Source organism: Mesorhizobium sp. P2_B11 (assembly GCF_056404855.1).
Genome location: NZ_JBFUDF010000008.1, coordinates 248,223 through 265,405, shown reverse-complemented (window position 1 = coordinate 265,405; position 17,183 = coordinate 248,223). Strand labels below are relative to the sequence as shown.

The 17,183-nt window shown below is 63.7% G+C and carries 18 protein-coding genes and 1 pseudogene; 7 read left to right on the top strand and 12 right to left on the bottom strand.

Annotation, left to right across the window (positions count from 1 at the left end; genetic code table 11):
• Nucleotides 1-163: 163 nt before the first annotated feature.
• On the bottom strand, nucleotides 164-958 hold the full coding sequence (locus AC1DYJ_RS26165; protein ID WP_477285066.1) for an SDR family NAD(P)-dependent oxidoreductase: 795 nt from the start codon (nucleotides 956-958) through the stop codon (nucleotides 164-166).
• Between the two features lie 181 nt (nucleotides 959-1,139).
• On the opposite strand from AC1DYJ_RS26165, the gene AC1DYJ_RS26160 reads away from it, so the two are divergent.
• Nucleotides 1,140-1,604, top strand: coding sequence for a MarR family winged helix-turn-helix transcriptional regulator (locus AC1DYJ_RS26160; RefSeq protein WP_477285067.1), 465 nt, complete (start codon nucleotides 1,140-1,142; stop codon nucleotides 1,602-1,604).
• Between the two features lie 34 nt (nucleotides 1,605-1,638).
• Here AC1DYJ_RS26160 and AC1DYJ_RS26155 read toward each other — a convergent pair whose 3' ends face one another.
• Nucleotides 1,639-2,817, bottom strand: coding sequence for an MFS transporter (locus AC1DYJ_RS26155; protein WP_477285069.1), 1,179 nt, complete (start codon nucleotides 2,815-2,817; stop codon nucleotides 1,639-1,641).
• A 205-nt stretch (nucleotides 2,818-3,022) separates the two neighbouring features.
• On the opposite strand from AC1DYJ_RS26155, the gene AC1DYJ_RS26150 reads away from it, so the two are divergent.
• Entirely contained in the window at nucleotides 3,023-3,379 is a 357-nt protein-coding gene (locus tag AC1DYJ_RS26150; protein WP_477285071.1) for an ArsR/SmtB family transcription factor, read from the top strand.
• A gap of 33 nt (nucleotides 3,380-3,412) precedes the next feature.
• Here AC1DYJ_RS26150 and AC1DYJ_RS26145 read toward each other — a convergent pair whose 3' ends face one another.
• Nucleotides 3,413-3,883 carry a nucleoside deaminase gene (locus AC1DYJ_RS26145; protein ID WP_477285073.1) on the bottom strand — a complete coding sequence of 157 codons (471 nt, stop codon included), beginning with the start codon at nucleotides 3,881-3,883 and terminating at the stop codon, nucleotides 3,413-3,415.
• Between the two features lie 180 nt (nucleotides 3,884-4,063).
• On the opposite strand from AC1DYJ_RS26145, the gene AC1DYJ_RS26140 reads away from it, so the two are divergent.
• The 3 genes from AC1DYJ_RS26140 (at nucleotide 4,064) to carB (ending at nucleotide 9,527) form a co-directional block, all read left to right on the top strand.
• The gene (locus AC1DYJ_RS26140) at nucleotides 4,064-4,840 is read left to right on the top strand and encodes a metallophosphoesterase family protein (RefSeq protein WP_477285075.1); all 777 of its coding nucleotides are present in this window, start codon (nucleotides 4,064-4,066) and stop codon (nucleotides 4,838-4,840) included.
• Between the two features lie 139 nt (nucleotides 4,841-4,979).
• Entirely contained in the window at nucleotides 4,980-5,807 is an 828-nt protein-coding gene (locus tag AC1DYJ_RS26135; protein WP_477285077.1) for an SH3 domain-containing protein, read from the top strand.
• A gap of 216 nt (nucleotides 5,808-6,023) precedes the next feature.
• A complete protein-coding gene (carB, locus tag AC1DYJ_RS26130; RefSeq protein ID WP_477285079.1) occupies nucleotides 6,024-9,527 on the top strand; it encodes a carbamoyl-phosphate synthase large subunit in 3,504 nt (1,167 codons plus the stop codon).
• A gap of 77 nt (nucleotides 9,528-9,604) precedes the next feature.
• Here carB and AC1DYJ_RS26125 read toward each other — a convergent pair whose 3' ends face one another.
• The 4 genes and pseudogenes from AC1DYJ_RS26125 to AC1DYJ_RS26110 all read right to left on the bottom strand — a co-directional run bounded on the left by AC1DYJ_RS26125 (nucleotide 9,605) and on the right by AC1DYJ_RS26110 (nucleotide 11,887).
• Nucleotides 9,605-10,393 carry a hypothetical protein gene (locus tag AC1DYJ_RS26125; RefSeq protein WP_477285081.1) on the bottom strand — a complete coding sequence of 263 codons (789 nt, stop codon included), beginning with the start codon at nucleotides 10,391-10,393 and terminating at the stop codon, nucleotides 9,605-9,607.
• 88 nt (nucleotides 10,394-10,481) lie between these two features.
• Entirely contained in the window at nucleotides 10,482-10,874 is a 393-nt protein-coding gene (locus AC1DYJ_RS26120; protein ID WP_477285083.1) for a RidA family protein, read from the bottom strand.
• 76 nt (nucleotides 10,875-10,950) lie between these two features.
• A pseudogene (locus tag AC1DYJ_RS26115) lies at nucleotides 10,951-11,106 on the bottom strand (RidA family protein); the annotation flags it as partial.
• A 58-nt stretch (nucleotides 11,107-11,164) separates the two neighbouring features.
• Nucleotides 11,165-11,887 carry a winged helix-turn-helix transcriptional regulator gene (locus tag AC1DYJ_RS26110; RefSeq protein ID WP_477285085.1) on the bottom strand — a complete coding sequence of 241 codons (723 nt, stop codon included), beginning with the start codon at nucleotides 11,885-11,887 and terminating at the stop codon, nucleotides 11,165-11,167.
• Nucleotides 11,888-12,058: 171 nt separating this feature from the next.
• On the opposite strand from AC1DYJ_RS26110, the gene AC1DYJ_RS26105 reads away from it, so the two are divergent.
• Nucleotides 12,059-12,688, top strand: a complete 630-nt coding sequence (locus tag AC1DYJ_RS26105; RefSeq protein WP_477285087.1) for an MSMEG_1061 family FMN-dependent PPOX-type flavoprotein — start codon at nucleotides 12,059-12,061, stop codon at nucleotides 12,686-12,688.
• A gap of 9 nt (nucleotides 12,689-12,697) precedes the next feature.
• Here AC1DYJ_RS26105 and AC1DYJ_RS26100 read toward each other — a convergent pair whose 3' ends face one another.
• From AC1DYJ_RS26100 to AC1DYJ_RS26090, 3 genes are all read right to left on the bottom strand, one after another.
• Nucleotides 12,698-13,090 (bottom strand): RidA family protein, encoded by a 393-nt coding sequence (locus tag AC1DYJ_RS26100; protein ID WP_477285089.1) that lies wholly within the window; start codon nucleotides 13,088-13,090, stop codon nucleotides 12,698-12,700.
• Nucleotides 13,091-13,349: 259 nt separating this feature from the next.
• Nucleotides 13,350-13,814, bottom strand: coding sequence for a cupin domain-containing protein (locus AC1DYJ_RS26095; RefSeq protein ID WP_477285091.1), 465 nt, complete (start codon nucleotides 13,812-13,814; stop codon nucleotides 13,350-13,352).
• 341 nt (nucleotides 13,815-14,155) lie between these two features.
• On the bottom strand, nucleotides 14,156-14,899 hold the full coding sequence (locus AC1DYJ_RS26090; RefSeq protein ID WP_477285093.1) for a DUF899 family protein: 744 nt from the start codon (nucleotides 14,897-14,899) through the stop codon (nucleotides 14,156-14,158).
• A gap of 159 nt (nucleotides 14,900-15,058) precedes the next feature.
• On the opposite strand from AC1DYJ_RS26090, the gene AC1DYJ_RS26085 reads away from it, so the two are divergent.
• Nucleotides 15,059-15,403 carry a hypothetical protein gene (locus tag AC1DYJ_RS26085; RefSeq protein ID WP_477285094.1) on the top strand — a complete coding sequence of 115 codons (345 nt, stop codon included), beginning with the start codon at nucleotides 15,059-15,061 and terminating at the stop codon, nucleotides 15,401-15,403.
• A gap of 218 nt (nucleotides 15,404-15,621) precedes the next feature.
• On the opposite strand, the gene AC1DYJ_RS26080 is transcribed toward AC1DYJ_RS26085, so the two are convergent.
• The gene (locus AC1DYJ_RS26080) at nucleotides 15,622-16,110 is read right to left on the bottom strand and encodes a GNAT family N-acetyltransferase (RefSeq protein WP_477285095.1); all 489 of its coding nucleotides are present in this window, start codon (nucleotides 16,108-16,110) and stop codon (nucleotides 15,622-15,624) included.
• Between the two features lie 5 nt (nucleotides 16,111-16,115).
• Nucleotides 16,116-17,051, bottom strand: a complete 936-nt coding sequence (locus tag AC1DYJ_RS26075) for a transglycosylase SLT domain-containing protein (RefSeq protein ID WP_477285097.1) — start codon at nucleotides 17,049-17,051, stop codon at nucleotides 16,116-16,118.
• Between the last annotated feature and the right edge of the window lie 132 nt (nucleotides 17,052-17,183).

Here is a 17,183-nt window from a genome sequence, read left to right as displayed (position 1 = left end):
CGACCTCCCCACAAGGGGGAGGTAGGGAGCGTACCCTTTCACGCTTCAAGTGAACGAAGCGCGCCCCACCCTCCCCCTTGTGGGGAGGGTCGACCCGCATAGCGGGTCGGGGTGGGGGTCTTTTTGGTGGGGGTCCTGGTTCGCGCAAGCGAACCAGCCATCCTCAAGCCGCGTAACGCGCCGCCGGCTTGTCGGCGTGCAGGCTGCCGTAGAAAGCCTGGCGTGCGCCGAGGAAAGTGTCGAGCTTGGCCGCATCGGCAAGCGCCGGCACGGTGACGGCTTCGCCCCTGGAGAGACCAACGAGCGCGGCATCGACCATATCGTCGGCGCTCATGATGATTTCCTTCGGCAGCTGGTCGATGTCGCTGCCGGCGAGCTCCCAGAAATCGGTGCGGGTCGCGCCCGGCAGCACCGCCTGTACCTTCACATTGGTGCTGGCGACTTCGCGCTGCAGGCCCTCGGTGAAGTTGACGACATAGGCCTTGGTGCCGCTGTAGATGCCGCCGAACGAAGTCTCATAGGCGAGCACCGAAGCGATGTTGACGATGGCGCCGCGGTTACGCGCCAGAAGCCCCGGCAGCACGGCGCGGGTCAGGCGGGTCAAGGCAATGACATTGACCTTGATCATGCGCTCGGCCTCATCGGCGTCTGCGGTAGCCACCACGGCCTGGCCGCCGATGCCGGCATTGTTGATCAGCAGCGTCACGCTGTCGTCGGCGGCGATCGCCTGTTCGACGCGGCGCACATCATTGTCGTCGGCGAGATCGGCGGCAATCACGCTGACCTTGCGCTTGTAGGCATAGCGCAGCTTCTCAGCCAGTTCTTCGAGCCGGTCGGCGCGCCGCGCCACCAGCACCAGATCGTAGCCCTGCCCTGCCAGCCGGTCTGCATAGACCGCGCCGATGCCCGCCGATGCGCCGGTGATGACTGCCGTGCCCTTGTTGTCCTGTCCACTCATTGTCCTGTTCCTTTTAGCTGCCCGGCGAGACGGGATGTCCCCGCTCTCGCCGCCTGATTTCCAATTAGTGGCATATACCACTATCTGGGAAATAGGTATATGCCACTATCTTGTCAACGGCGACGGCAGAAACTATTTCTGCGGCAGGCCGGCAGACGCTTTTGCCGGCCAAGGAGTCATGATGAACAAGACTGCGATGCCGGGATTCAGCCCCTGCAACAACGCCACGCTGCGGCGCGCCGCGCGCAAGCTCAGCCGCTTCTATGACGATGTGATCGCGCCTTCTGGCCTGAAGGGCACGCAATACGGCCTGCTCTACCAGATCTATGTCGGCCGCGAGCCGGCGATGGGCACCATTGCCGAAGAGATGGTCATGGATCTGTCGGCGCTCGGCCACACGCTGAAGCCGCTGATCCGCGACGGCTACATCGAGACCTTCGCCGACAAGGACGATCGCCGCATCAAGCGGGTGCGGCTGACAAGCCAGGGCCTGGCAAAACTCGAAGAGGCGACGAAATTGTGGAGCATTGCCCAGCAGCGTTTTGAGGCCATGGTCGGCAAGGACCGGGCGGCAGAGCTACGCGTAATGCTCGATGAAGTCGCGGCGCTGGACTACGAAGTACCAACGGCCGCTCTTCAGGACTGAAAGAGCGGCCGTCAGTAAGGTTCTACAGGCAGGTCTACTCTGCCGGCACGGCGACCGGGCGGGCCGCCCAGCGGCCGGCCAGCACCACGCCAAGCCCGATCAGCGGGAAGATTGCGGCGATGAGGCCGAGATCGGCCGGCACGCCGTAGCGCAGCACCGCACCACCGACCACCGCGCCCAGCGCCACGCCGAGATAGAGCGCCGAGGCGTTGAGCGACAGCACGATGGGCGCTGCGTCGGGCGCCAGCTTGATGATGCGGCTGGCCTGCGCCGGCGGGAACGCCCAGCCGACCATGCCCCACGGCACCATCATGGCCACCAGCACCGGCCCGGCAATGTGCTGCGGCAGGAAGGTTGGGACGACCGAGAGCATGACCAGCATCGCCGCACTCAGCGCCAGCGACCAGCCGACGGTTCGCGTCGCGCCGAACCGGTCGGCCGCCTGGCCGCCGGCAATGTTGCCGATGACGGCGCCGACGCCGAAGGCGAGCAGCATGCCCGGCAGCGCGATCGGGCTCAGGCCGCCGCTCTGGATGGCGAGCGGTGCGATATAGGAAAAGACCGAGAAGGCACCGATCAGAGCGAGAGCTGTCGTAAAGAGGATCGGCATGACGCCGGGGCGCAGCGCCGCGGCGAGACGGCGCCGCAGCGGCAGCCTGGTGCCGACAATGCCGCGCGGCAGCCGGTACCACAGGATGGCGCCAACCAGCGCGCCGAGCCCGGCAATGGCAAAGAAAGTGCCGCGCCAGCCGGCAATCGTGGCGACCAGCGCGCCGAGCGGCGCGCCAAGCGCAACCGCCACGGTGGTGCCGCCAACGACGACGGCAATGGCGCGGGCGCGGTGATGGTCATCGACCAGCGCCACCGCCGTGCCTTGCGCGGTCGCCGCGAACAGGCCCGACGACAGCGCCATGATGATGCGGGCAATGAGCAGCAGTTCGAAGGACGAGCTCAGCGCGGCAGCAACATTACCAACGACGAAGAACACCAGCGTCCACAGGATGACGCGACGCCGGTCCCATTCGCCGGTCAGCGTCGCCAGGATCGGCGTGCCGATCGCATAGGCGAGCGCGAAGGCGGTGATCAGCGTGCCGGCGAGCGGAATGGAGATGCCGGCATCGCCGGCGATATCGGGCAAAAGACTGGAAATGACGAAGCCTTCGGTCGAGATCGTGAACGATCCGAGCGCAAGCCAGAAGAGGCGCTTGTCCATTGCAATGTCCTTAGTTCAAAAGTTATTGAACAATTGGACATAACAGGGCATGATGTCAATGAAGCCAGACGAAAATAGCTGAAGCCTGCTGACAGCCCTGTGTCAGGACAGCCATTGGGCCAATCGCGAAACGGAGAAACACTGTGCATGCGCGCGACAAGATGGACGCGTTGAAATCGCCACCGACTGTGCTTAGTTTCGGGCCATGACCTTGCCGCATCCCAACACAGACCAGATCAGCCTGCCGATCGTACTCGGCGTGCTTGGCGACCCGACCCGGCTCGCCATCGTGCGCTATCTCGCCAGCAAGGAGGGCTTGGCGCTGAACTGCAGCCAGTTCCTCGACCTCGGCTCCAAGACCAATCTCAGCTATCACCTCGCCAAACTGCGCGAAGCCGGTGTCACCCGCGCCGAAGTGGTCGGCACCAACCGCATGATCACGTTGCGCCGCGCCGATCTCGACGCCCGCTTCCCCGGCCTGCTCGACAGCGTCATAGCCGCCGCCGGAGACGACCCTGCTTTGCCCATGGTCGGCGGCCACGACATCGAACTGCCGGCCTGAGGCGGCAGGTTCGCAAGTAAGGTTTCTGCCGTCCTAGCGCTGCCAAAAACCGATATGCGGGGCGAGAAGTTCCTCGTCCATATCGGGGAAGGGACCGTGGACCTCGACCGGCTTCTGCCCGGAGGCGAGGACCGTGCGCGACGACAGGTTCATCGTCGGATTCTCGGCGTGGTCGCCAGTCAGCGCAAGAAGCTTGGTCTCCTCGTAGCCGTAGACCAGCCGGCCGATATTGGCCCAGTAGAGCGTTCCGGTGCACATCGCACAGGGCTCGCCGGTGGTGACCAGCGTGCAGGACCAGAGGAATTCCGGGGGATAGGCGTCCGCGGCTCGCCTGGAGAGCTCGGTTTCGGCGTGGCGCACGGTGTTGATGTTGCCTTGCCGCATCAGGATGCGATCGTCTGGGCCGACAAGCACACAGCCGAACGGATGATGCCCGTGCGCGGCAGTCTCGCGCGCGACGTCGTTGGCGGCTCGAAGATGGGCAACCATCTGGTCGCGGGTCATCGCCTGGTCCCTCCAAGGCTGTCTTGAGCAGATCTCCCCCCAGATGAACTCTGGAACGGCGTGGACGCTAGCAGATGGAGTGCTTCGACGAAAGCCAAGGGGCTTCCGGCCGAGGCAGGGGCTTGATAACGAAGACGGGCCGCAAAGCCTCCAATGCGGCTGCACCAGGGAGCCCGCCGCATGCGCATCGCCGTTCTCGCCGACATCCATGGCAATGTGCTGGCACTGGATGCCGTGCTCGCCGATCTCGAGCGGCGCGGCGGCGCCGATCTCACCGCCAATCTCGGCGATTGCGTATCCGGCCCGCTGTGGCCACGCGAGACGTTCGAGCGGCTCGAATCGCTCGACCTGCCGACCGTGCGCGGCAACCATGACCGCCGCGTCGCCGTCGATCCCGCCGACGACACGATGTGGGCTTCCGACCGCTACGCGCAGGAGCGGCTGACACCAGCGCAGCGCGAAGCCCTGTTCGCTTTGCCCTTCATGCTGGAGATCATTCCCGGCGTGGTCGCTTTCCATGCCCGGCCCGACCATGACGAGAAATATCTGCTCGACGCGATCGTCGATGGCCAACTGGTGCGCGCGCCGCTTGCGGCTGTTCAGCGGCGGCTGAAGCCGCTGGACCCCGCCTGCCGCATCGTGCTGTGCGGCCACAGCCACCGCCCCGAACTGATCCGCATTCCCGGCGGCCCCGTGATCTTCAACCCCGGCAGTGTCGGCGCCCCCGCCTATGACGACGACACGCCGCCGGCGCATGTTTCGGAGCAAGGCAGTCCGCATGCGCGCTACGGCATCGTCACACTGGATGGCGACGGACCCGACCGTTTCGAGAGCATCGCCGTCGACTACGACCACGAGGCGGCGGCCATTCAGGCCGAACAGGCGGGGCGGCCGGAGTGGGCGCATGCGCTCAGAACCGGCTTCATGCCCAAATCCTCTGGGCAAGGCTCCGTGTGACTGCACCGCCCCCTTGCCTGCGCCTCCCGGCACCAAACATCGGACGCATTTTGGACTTACATGGCGCCGCATCGTCCCTTATAAAACCGCCTCGGCAGGACCTGCCGCGGCAAAGGTACAGAGTATCAGTGCACGGCCAATGATGAGGCGCATCATTACGCTCCGAACAAGTTTGCATGCGCTGATTGCCGCTCCGCTGCTGACGGCGGCGTGGCCGGTTGTTGTTCCGGCCCATGCCGAAGAGGCGCCTTTCATCTCCATCGTCACCGGGCTTGCCCCCGATGATCTGCTCAACATCCGCGCCAAGCCATCGCCGATCGGCAAGACCGAGGCGCGGGTGGCTGCCGGTGCGAGCGTGCGCAACCTCGGCTGCAACGACATTGACGGACATCCGTGGTGCAAGGTTGTTTCAGACAATCCCAGCGCCACCGGCTGGGCGCCGGCGCGCTATCTCGTTCCGGTCAATCCGGCGACCGTGCCCGAATCCGACCAGCCGGCGGGTGCGCCCACGGTCGCCACGACCACTGATGCCAACCCGGACGCCACGACGCCGCCCGCACCTGCGCCGCCGCCTGACCTGACGCAGCGTCTCGGCGTCACGGATCCTGGCGCGCCAAAGTCCGCCGCCGAGATCGGCAAGACCGCGATGGACGATGCCTATGGCATGGCGTTCGCGGCGATCGAACCCTCCCCTGCTCCGTCCGCGCCTGGCATCCCCTGCGCGCGACATGTCGGCGAGCCGATGACCCAGTGCCAAATAAGCGTCGCCCATACCGGCGGCGACAGCGCCGTGACCGTGACCTGGCCGGACGGCGGCGCGCGCATCATCAACTTCCATGGCGGCTTGCCAGCCGGCTCCGACTCTGCCGACGAATTCCGCTTCACCCGCGAAGGCAGCTTGAACATGATCCGCATTGGCGCTTCCGAGCGCTTCGAGATCACCGACGCCGTGGCGACCGGGGATTAGGTGTTAGGCAGTAGGGAATAGGCAGTAGGCACTTCAAGTTCGCCTAATCCCTACTGCCCAATCCCGACTGCCTTCCATGCATTTTCGGGGTTACATCCGCCAAAACTCTTCCCTATAAGGCCCTCCTAGCCTGATACCAGAATCGCAAGCACAACCGGCCGGGTCTTCCCGTCCCGGTTTTTCGTGCAAGCCGCTCGCCGAACGGAACTCATAACGATGCCAAGACGCACTGACATCAAGTCGATCCTGATCATCGGGGCCGGCCCCATCGTCATCGGCCAGGCCTGCGAGTTCGACTATTCCGGCACCCAGGCCTGCAAGGCGCTGAAGGAGGAAGGCTTCAGGGTCATCCTGGTCAATTCCAACCCGGCCACCATCATGACCGACCCGGAACTGGCCGACGCCACCTACATCGAGCCGATCACCCCGGAAGTCGTGGCCAAAATCATCGCCAAGGAACGGCCTGACGCGCTGCTGCCGACCATGGGCGGCCAGACCGCGCTCAACACCGCTCTGTCGCTGCGCCGCATGGGCGTGCTGGAGCGGTACAATGTCGAGATGATCGGCGCCGACGCCACGGCAATCGACAAGGCCGAGGACCGGGCGCTGTTTCGCGAGGCGATGAAGAAGATCGGGCTGGAAACGCCGAAGTCGATGCTGGCCAATGCCACCGACGTCAAGAACACCGACCGCAAGATGCATGAGGCCGAGCGCGCCACTGTTAAGGCCGAGGCGCCTGCCGATCTCGATGCCGCGCTCGATGCACTGGAAACCCGCTGGAACCTCGGCGAAGGCGACCGCAAGCAGCGCTACATCAGCCATGGCATGGCGATTGCCGCCCAGGCGCTCGACCATGTCGGCCTGCCCGCCATTATCCGCCCGTCCTTCACCATGGGCGGTACCGGCGGCGGCATCGCCTACAACCGCGCCGAATTCTACGACATCGTCCAGTCCGGCCTCGACGCCTCGCCGACCACCGAAGTGCTGATCGAGGAAAGCGTGCTCGGCTGGAAGGAGTATGAGATGGAGGTTGTCCGCGACAGAGCGGACAATTGCATCATCGTCTGCTCGATCGAGAACATCGACCCGATGGGCGTGCATACGGGCGACTCGATCACCGTCGCCCCTGCCCTGACGCTCACCGACAAAGAATACCAGATGATGCGCAACGCCTCGATCGCGGTGCTGCGTGAGATCGGCGTCGAGACCGGCGGCTCCAACGTGCAGTTCGCCGTCAACCCGGCCGATGGCCGGCTCGTCGTCATCGAGATGAACCCGCGCGTCTCGCGCTCCTCCGCCTTGGCCTCCAAGGCGACCGGTTTCCCCATCGCCAAGATCGCCGCAAAGCTAGCCGTCGGCTACACGCTGGACGAGCTGGAAAACGACATTACCGGCGGCGCCACGCCCGCCTCGTTCGAGCCGTCGATCGACTACGTCGTCACAAAAATCCCGCGCTTTGCCTTCGAGAAATTCCCCGGCGCCGAGCCGGTGCTGACCACCGCCATGAAGTCGGTCGGCGAAGTCATGGCCATCGGCCGCACTTTTCAGGAGTCTTTGCAGAAGGCGCTGCGTGGTCTGGAGACTGGCCTCACCGGCCTCGATGAGATCGAGATCCCCGGCCTTGGTCATGGCACTGCGCCCGCCAGCCACGTCGACGACCGCAACGCCATCCGCGCCGCATTGGGCACGCCGACGCCCGACCGGCTGCGCATGGTGGCGCAGGCGATCCGCATGGGCACCTCGCTGGAAGACGTGCACGCCATGTGCAAGATCGACCCGTGGTTCCTCGAACAGATCGCCGGCATCCTCGCCATGGAAACCCGCATCCGCGAGCACGGTATTCCGCAGGACGCCGTCAATCTGCGCATGCTGAAGGCCATGGGCTTCTCCGACGCCCGCCTCGCGTCGCTGACGAAGACCGACGCCGAAGTGATTCAGAAGATTCGCGAAAAGCTCGACGTTCATCCCGTTTATAAGCGCATCGACACCTGTGCGGCCGAGTTCGCCTCGCCCACCGCCTACATGTACTCGACCTACGAAGTGCCCTTCGCCGGCGCGCTCGCCAACGAGGCGCAGGTCTCATCGCGCAAGAAGGTTGTCATCCTGGGCGGCGGTCCGAACCGCATCGGCCAGGGCATCGAGTTCGACTATTGCTGCTGCCATGCCGCCTTTGCGCTGCGCGACGCCGGCTATGAAGCGATCATGATCAACTGCAACCCCGAGACCGTGTCGACCGACTATGACACCTCGGACCGGCTCTATTTCGAGCCGCTGACGGCGGAGGACGTGCTGGAGATCCTGCGCGCCGAACAGGCCTCGGGCGAACTGGTCGGCGTCATCGTCCAGTTCGGCGGCCAGACGCCGCTGAAGCTCGCGGATGCGCTGGAGAAGGCCGGCATCCCGATCCTCGGCACGTCACCCGACATGATCGATCTCGCCGAAGACCGCGACCGTTTCCAGAAGCTGCTGCACAAGCTGAACCTCAGCCAGCCGAAGAACGGCATCGCCTATTCGGTCGAGCAGGCCCGCCTCGTCGCCGGCGAGCTCGGCTTCCCGCTGGTGGTGCGCCCATCCTATGTGCTCGGCGGCCGCGCCATGCAGATCATCCATGACGAGGGCATGCTGCAGAGCTATCTGCTCGACACCGTGCCCGGCCTGGTGCCGGAGGACATCAAGCAGAAATACCCGAACGACAAGACCGGCCAGATCAACACGCTGCTCGGCAAGAACCCGCTTTTGTTCGACACCTATCTCTCCGGCGCCATCGAGGTCGATGTCGACTGCCTTTGCGACGGCAAGGACACGTTCGTGTCGGGTATCCTCGAACATATCGAGGAGGCCGGCATCCATTCGGGCGACTCGGCCTGCTCGCTGCCCGTCCACTCGCTGCCTTCGGAACTGGTCGACGAGCTGGAACGCCAGACGGCGGCGCTCGCCCGCGCGCTCAATGTCGGCGGGCTGATGAACGTGCAGTATGCGATCAAGGACGGCACGGTCTATGTGCTGGAGGTCAATCCGCGCGCGTCACGCACCGTGCCCTTCGTCGCCAAGACCATCGGCCGGCCGATCGCGAAAATCGCCGCCCGCATCATGGCCGGCGAAAAACTGGAAGACGCCTTCGCCCATTACGGCGCCATGCCCGATCCGCGCAATCCCGGCCACATCGCGGTCAAGGAAGCCGTCTTCCCCTTCGCCCGCTTCCCCGGCGTAGACATCTTGCTCGGCCCGGAAATGCGCTCGACCGGCGAGGTCATGGGCCTCGACCGCGACTTTGCGCTGGCCTTCGCCAAGAGCCAGCTTGGCGCCGGCGTAGACCTGCCGCGCTCCGGCACGCTGTTCGTCTCGGTGCGTGACGAAGACAAGGCCGGCATCCTGCCGGCGGTGAAACGTCTCGCCGGCCAGGGTTTTAAAGTGCTCGCCACATCCGGCACGCAGCGTTTCCTCGCCGAAAACGGCGTCGACGCCCAAAAAATCAACAAGGTGCTGGAAGGCCGCCCCCACATCGAAGACGCCATCCGCAACCGCCAGGTCCAGATCGTCTTCAACACGACGGACGGCCAGAAGGCGGTGTCGGACTCGAAGTCACTGCGCCGGGCAACGCTGATGCAGAAGGTGCCGTATTACACGACGCTCTCGGGGGCTGCCGCTGTGGCCGAGGCGATTGCGGCGCTGAAGGCGGGGAGCCTGGAGGTCAGGCCGCTGCAGGAGTATTTTAGTTAGACGATTAGCTCTCTTCTCCCCGTTCAACGGGGAGAAGGTGCCGGCAGGCGGATGAGGGGCGGCGCGAACCTAGGCCGTCAAGTCGCGACATCCGCAACAACCGCTTTCACGGCCTTGGCTTTCGCTCTTTCGAGCTTGTTCATCGCCTTCCGCATTCTGGCGACCGCTTCCTTAGCCTTATCGCCCTCGATCGTGTCTCGCTTGATCACTTCATTTTCGACCAACTGCGAGAGATTCTCGTTGCCAACTTTGATGTCTGGAAAGAGCCTCCGGATTTCCCGGCGTACCACCGAAATCACTGCTTCGGACCGGATGATGGCTGACACCGTAAACTTGTTGAACAGTTGGGCCTGCTGATGAAACGCATCCATCGCATCGGTCGTCAGCCCTTCCTTGGCGAATAGGAAGAGGCATTGCAGATGATCCTCATTTTTGGGATTCATGTCCGCAAGCACGATGCGGCAAACTTCTTCGTGGCTGATCTGGTTTGCCACATAGATACGGACCAGCCGCCACTCGACCGCATTGGTCAGGATCACCCAGTGAATGCCTTGGTGAGCTCCATAGTCTATGACCTGCCTCAAGTGATTATCAGCCAGACTGCTGCCCGCTGATTTCACCTCGACAAGCAATCGAAGTTTTCCTGCGATCTTGATCGCGAGATCGCAGTATGTAGCCTTGATCTGATGTTCCGAGGTCAGTTCGTCATATTTGTCGTAACCAAAGACATCAGCCAGGATGTCCTTGACCAAGGTAACCGTATCAGCCTCTGCAACGTCAGATTTTTGCTGAGCCAGCGTAATCCGTTGATACTTCTTGAGATTCGACGCAACCCGTTCGCCGAATTTCTTCGGTAATTTGTTCATGACTCGCCCTCCCTTTCCCCGGAGAGATTTGAGGACGACTTTACTTCAAAGACAAGCGGAAATTATTCCGTGGGGTAGAAGCACCCCCTCACCCCACCGCGACACACTCGATCTCGATATCGAACTCCATCGGCCATGACGCCACCGGCACAAAACTCCGCGCCGGCGGGTTGGTCGAAAAGTACTTGGCGTAGACCCGGTTGATGGCGTTGTAGAAGCCGGAATTGACGGCGTAGATGCGCACCATCACCACATTGTCGAGCGAGGTTCCCGCCGCTTCCAGGCAGTGTTTCAGCGCCTTCAGCGACGCCTCGGTCTGCGTTTCGATGTCGCCGCGCACCATCTCGCCGGTCACCATGTCCACCGGCGGCGTCGCCGAGATGAACACGAAGCCATTGGCTCTTACCGCCGTCGAACAGGGTAGCCCAAGCGCCCGCACCTTGGCCGACATGACCGGCACTTCGATGACTTCTTTTTTCACGGCGATCTCCCTTTGTTTGCAGGGAGCTTATTCCGGCACTGGCCGAACGCCAGCGAAGACGCATGGTCCAGCCAGCTCACCCCACCGCCACGCACTCGATCTCGATATCGAACTCCATCGGCCAGGACGCCACCGGCACGAAGGTTCGCGACGGCGGGTTTTCGGCGAAGTGCCTGCTATAGACGCGGTTGATGGCGTTGTAGAAGCCGGCATTGGCGGCGTAGATGCGCACCTGTCTTGCAACGAGGTGCCACAGCTTCCGGGCAATACGTCAGCCCCTCCGGCGATCCCTAGCCAATCGCCCGCAGCACGCGCAGTTCCGCCGGGCGTTTTTGTATCGCGGCCAGCGAACCGAGGCCGAGCCAGTCGGCCACGTTGGACGTGAATTTGCGGGGACCATCGATCTGGATTTCGCCGCTGGCGATTGCACCGGAAAGGCCCTGCGAACCGATCCAGATGCGCACCATGGTCTTGAGGGGCGCTTCGATCTGCACATCGATATCGAAACCGGGGTCGATGTAGCAGAGGTCGACGTCCTGGCGTTCGAACACCAGCCAATGCAGCCGCTTGCCTTCCGCCGCATCGGGAAAATGGAAACGGACGACGAAACGGTCGGGCAGGCCAGGCAGGCGGCGGACGTTGCGCCTGATATCCCACATCAGGGAATCGGTATCGACATCGGCCAGCGACGGCTCGACATCGATCCACTCCTGTCCCCAGGCCGCGATGGCGCGCACCACCTCGCCGAGAGCCTTGCCCGCCTCCGTCAGCCGATAGTCGACCGGCTTGCCGGCGCCGCCGCTGCCCCGGGATACGAGACCGTAGGATTCGAACTCTTTCAGCCTCTGCGACAGGATCGTGCGCGATATCAGCGGCACGCCGCGCCGGATCTCGTTGAAGCCGGACGCTCCTTCGAGCAGCTGGCGCAGCACCAGAACGGTCCAGCGGTTGCACAGGATGTCCGCCGCCATCGAGAGCGGACAGTACTGACCGTAGCTATTGTGCTCCTGCATATCGACCCGGCTTGCCCCGCGAGAGAAAACGGCCAGAAGGACTGCTTGAGATTGTATAGGCCTCCTGAGACCCCGCTACCAGTCCGGTTTCCGGACTAGTTGTGCTCCCCTTCAGGTGAGAGCATCGTTCGCAACGCCAGCGATTGCGGCGATCAAGGGAGGGATCGAACCATGGCACAGGCTGAACCGGACATCCTGACGACCATCGCCCAGCTTCGCGAAATCGTTGGCCCGGTGGGCGAAAAGGTGGCGAACAAGACCATCGACCATATAGACGACATTTGCGCGACCTTCATTTCCATGTCGCCATACCTCGTCATGGCGACCAGGGGTCAGGACGGTCTGCTCGATCTCTCCCCCAAGGGGGATCCCGCCGGTTTTGTCGAGGTGCTGGACCGCAAGACGCTTGCCATCCCCGACCGTCTCGGCAATGGCCGTTTCGACAGTTACGAGAACCTCATCGCGGATCCGTCGCTTGCCCTGATCTTCCTCATTCCGGGCCACACCGATACGCTTCGCGTTGCCGGAGAAGGCCGTATCAGCCGCGCCCCCGAACTGCTCGGCCGCTACCCGGTGAATGGAAAGGAACCGCGCTTCGTTCTTCTGGTCACGGTGCGCGAGGCCTTCCTGCATTGCGCCAAGAGCATTGTGCGGGCCGGCCTGTGGCGCCAGGAGACATGGCGCGACTCGTCTTGCGTTCCCTCGCTTGCACAGGCGATGGTCGCACATGGCAAGCTCGCGCTTGGCGTTGCCGAAATGCAGGAGATCATCGACCGGGACGGCAAGACCCGGCTCTATTGATCCGAGTGATCACTCCACCGCCACGCACTCGATCTCGATATCAAACTCCATCGGCCACGACGCCACCGGCACGAAGGTTCGCGATGGCGGGTTTTCGGGGAAATGCCTGCTATAGACGCGGTTGATGGCGCTGTAGAAGCCGGCATTGGCGGCGTAGATCCGCACCATCAGCACGTTCTCCAGCGAGCTTCCCGCCGCTTCCAGGCAATGGCGCAACGCCTTCAGCGACGCCTCGGTCTGCACCTCGATGTCGCCCTTGACGAGTTTGCCGGTTGAGAGATCGAGCGGCGGCGTGCCGGAGACGAAAACCAGCCCCGCCCCCTTGGTCACCAGCGACAGCGGCACGCCCAGCGCCCGCACCGCCGCCGACAGCACCGGCACTTCGACGATTTCTTTTTTCACGGTGATCTCCCTTTGTTTTGGGAGCGAGCCTATCGTGGCGGCGGAGGAACGCCAGCGGCGTTCTTCCCTTCTCCCCTTGTGGGAGAAGGTGGATCGGCGCGATAGCGCCGAGACGGATGAGGGGTGTTCCAGCTTGGCAATACCGCTTATCCAGCCGCGATCGTTTGGCTAATTGTTAGCGTCTCACTCCGCTGGAACACCCCTCATCCGTCGCCTGCGGCGACACCTTCTCCCACAAGGGGAGAAGGAGGAGCCTCGCTCACCCCTGCCCCGGATACGGCATGCCGTCCTTGTGCAGGAACCGCCCGTCGGAACTCGGGCTCATCATGTCGATATCGGAGCAGGTGATGACATCGTCTGGAGAGCGCGAGCCGACTTCGAGGTAGCGCGCCGTCGTCGACGAGCGGTTGATCATGTGATGGCCGTTGCCGCTATTCTTGGCGAAGGCAGCACTATCGCCTGCCCTGAGCAGCGTCTCGCCGCCATCCTCGACCAGCACCAGCTCGCCTTCCAGCACATAGACAAGCTCGTCCTCATGGCTGTGCCAGTGGCGCTGGCTCGACCATCCGCCGGGCGGGAGGGTCATCAGGTTGACGCCGAAATCGGTCAGCCCGCCGGCATCGCCAAGGCGCTGGCGCGTGCGGTTGGCGCAAGGGGCGTCGAAGGGCGCGGGATAGCCGGAGCCTTTGCGGGCGGGCACGGTGGATAGGTCGATCTTGGGCATGGTATCCTCCTGAGTGGATGACCCAGTCTAACGCTGGCCAATCGCAGGCACAGAGCCAAGTTGAGGAACAGGATCCGTCAAGGGTACTGTGGCTGGCGATGGCGCTCACGGCGCCCCCCTCTGTCCTGCCGGACATCTCCCCCACATGGGGGGAGATCAGATGTCGCGGAGGCTTTCGCCAATCGCCAACGTTGCAGGATGAGCGAGGCGCCGAAACTGCCAATCTCCCCACCCGTGGGGGAGATGTCCGGCAGGACAGAGGGGGGCGCCGTAGAACGCTGGTTTTTGACCGTTCACATTCTTCGGGCCAGCTCACCCCAATGCACCGTCGCGGGGCGTTCTCACTGACAGCACCTCTCACCATACTGCAGCTGCTCATGCCAATCCGGCCGCCCTTCCGGCGTGAAATCCATCAGATTCCACAGGATCTCGCAGGTCCCGAGGGCGCGGGGGTCCTGGCCGGGGTCCGTTGGCGCAAAACCAAGCTCGGACGACCAGAAATGCCTGATACCGTCGGCGTCGCGGTGAAACACCGACATCAGCGGCAGCTGCGCGCCGTCATCGGACTCGGCGTAGTAGTCGCGCTTGAAAGTATTGCCGACGGAAGAAACGAGCCGGATGTTCTTCCAGCCGCGGTCGCGGCCGAGCGCAACCATGTTGTCCAGCGCGGTCTTGGCGACCACGGCGAAATTGAAGCCCGCGCCTTCGAGATGCCCAACGGCGCCATCGAGCTGGTCGAGCAGCGCCGTGCAGGACGGGCACGGCTGGTCCTGCCTGGCCAGCTTCGCCGTTTCGCCGCTCACCGCGACATCGCGCGTTTCCTGCGGATGGCGCGGGAACATCATGTTGTAGAGGATGAGCGAATCCTTGCCCGGCGCAAACAGGTCCGACAGCTTTATCCGTGCCGGCCTTCCGTCCGCATCCAGCCCGTCGAAGACATAATCCTGCGGCACCAGCCCGCCTGGCGGCAGCGCGCGTCTGGCGACAGCCACGGCCTCCATGGCGCGGCGCAATTCGAGTTCTTTCTGCAGGAGTTTTTCGCGCGCGGTGCGATATCTGGCGGATTCGTTGGGAAAGCTGATCATGATCGTCTCCTTGGCCGTTGCGCCGGCGTCCCGGCGCGGATTGCTCTACGGCCCAAGGACGTTTCACGGCGATCGGTTCCGACATTTTTGATCCGGGAAACGAGCCAGCCTTGCCGTATTCGTTCCGTCAGCTAGATCTCTGGGGATCAGGGAGCACACATGCACGAGCAGAACGCCGAAGAGATCGACCTGCGTTGCCCACAGATCGTCGCCGACAACGCCGCCAAGGGCCTCAGGCTGCGCAGAGAATTCGGCCGTGGCGGCACCGAGATCGGCGTTGCCCGCGCCACCGAATTGAAGAACCGTGAAAAACTTGCGCCCTCCACCATCCGCCGCATGGTCAGCTATTTCGCCCGCCACGAGGTCGACAAGCGCGGCAAGAATTACGGCAATGAGGACAATCCGTCGGCAGGCCATATCGCCTGGCTGCTGTGGGGCGGCGACGAGGGCCGCGCCTGGGCGCTCGATCTCAAAAAGAAGATCGGCAATGCGCCTGATATCTGAGGGGCGCCCGATATCTGAGGGAAAAACGACTGGCGGGCCCCAAACCCCCGCCTGGGACCCGCCAAGGAGTGGCTGAACACATGCCGGTGCAGCCGCTCCCACATCTGCCAGTCGTCGATCCGCCATCGGTCGAAAGGCATGGATGGTGAAGTAGCATCCGGTTGCAGCGGCCTATGTGAAGCAGTTCACAAACCGAAAGTTTTCAACAGCGCAAACCCTCAGCCTTCCCAGGCAACGGGGATCATGCCCAGCCGCTCATAGAGCCTGAGGGCCGCGGCATTCTCGACCGTGTTGGTCTTGAGGTCGACATGGGCAGCGCCCCGATCGCGGAACGCGTTGAAAGCCTGCCACATCAGCGCTTCGCCAATGCCTTTGCCGCGCGCTTCGGGGTGAACGGCGAGGTCCTTCACGAAGGCCCTTGTCCAGCACAAAGCTGCGGCCGCCAGCCTTCCCTTGGTGTCGATGACCAGAAAACACAGCGCCGGGTCGAATTCGGCATCGCTTGAGATACGCAGCCACCATTCGTCGAACGGGCCGTCGGTTCCGTCGTCGAACACCTCGGTCAGAAGCGCATGCAGGGGTTGCGCGTCACCATGTTCGAAGCAGCGCATGACAAAGCCGTCCGGCCAGTGCGGTGCAACCAGTGTCTCGTCGAGGATCTTGCGCAGCCGGATGTCGTTTGGAGCCGGCGGGCGCGGTTCAGGCATGGCGCTCAGGCGTCGGGCTGCAGCCGGCGGCGCCTGCGGTCGACGCCGAGGCCGGTGGCCTCGAGCAGGCCTTTGCGCTTGGCGTCGAAATAATAGCCGGTCTGGTAGAGCCAGTCGGCCTTCTTGGCGTTGCCGTCGGCACACAGCCAGGCGCCGCGCAGATATTTGACCGCGTATTTCAGATTGGTCTCGGCATCGAACAGGCCCTTGGCCGGCCCGTCATAGCCCATGCCGCGCGCCGTCGCGTGCTTGATCTGCATCAGGCCCCAATGACCGTTATTGTAGGCCTTGGGATTGTATGTGCTTTCGCGGTTGACGACATGGCGCACCAGATCGACCGGCACCTCGTAGAGTGCAGCATATTTCTGGATCAGCTGGTCGATGTTGCCGCGCATGCCGGTCGCATGCTCTTCTGCCGGCGCCGGGTTGAGCGGCGCGGTGGGGAACTGAACCAGGGCAGCCGGGTTCTGCGGCCCGACGTAGGCGACCTGCTGCACGCCGGGCAGGGCTTTCTGGCCGCCCTTCGCCGTTGCGGGCATGACAAGCCCGGCGGTCGTGTATGTCTCAGCCGCGACTGGCTGCCCGGCCTTGGCGGGTGCCGGCGCCTGCCAGGCATTGGCGGTCATTGCGGCGGGCATGGCTGCCACCGCCGGCGTTGCGCCGGCAAAGGCCGCGGTCGCGGCAGCCGGTTGCGCGGCGGCATCGAGCGCTGGCGTGGCGGGCGTCGCTTCGGCCGCCTGGACGGGGGTAACCCCTGAGGATTCCGGCAGCACCGAAACCGTGTCGGGCAGCGGCACAGTGAAGCCGGCATCGCTGCCGGCGGCGGTCGCGGTTTCGGTCAGCGCAGGCGTAGCCTTCATCTGCGCGGTCGATTGGCAGCCGCTGAGTGCGGCGGCACCGACGATCACGCAGATCGCAGTAAGGTTGAATTTTGCTGGCAAGCCGCGCGGGTCCGGTTTGTCGGGGTGTTAAGAATTCCCTTACACCAGCGATTCCTGGTGAGCAATCGGGGCCCTCTGGTGGTTTTCGGGTGGCGAGAGCTAGGCCCAGATGCCATATTGTTCTGCATATGT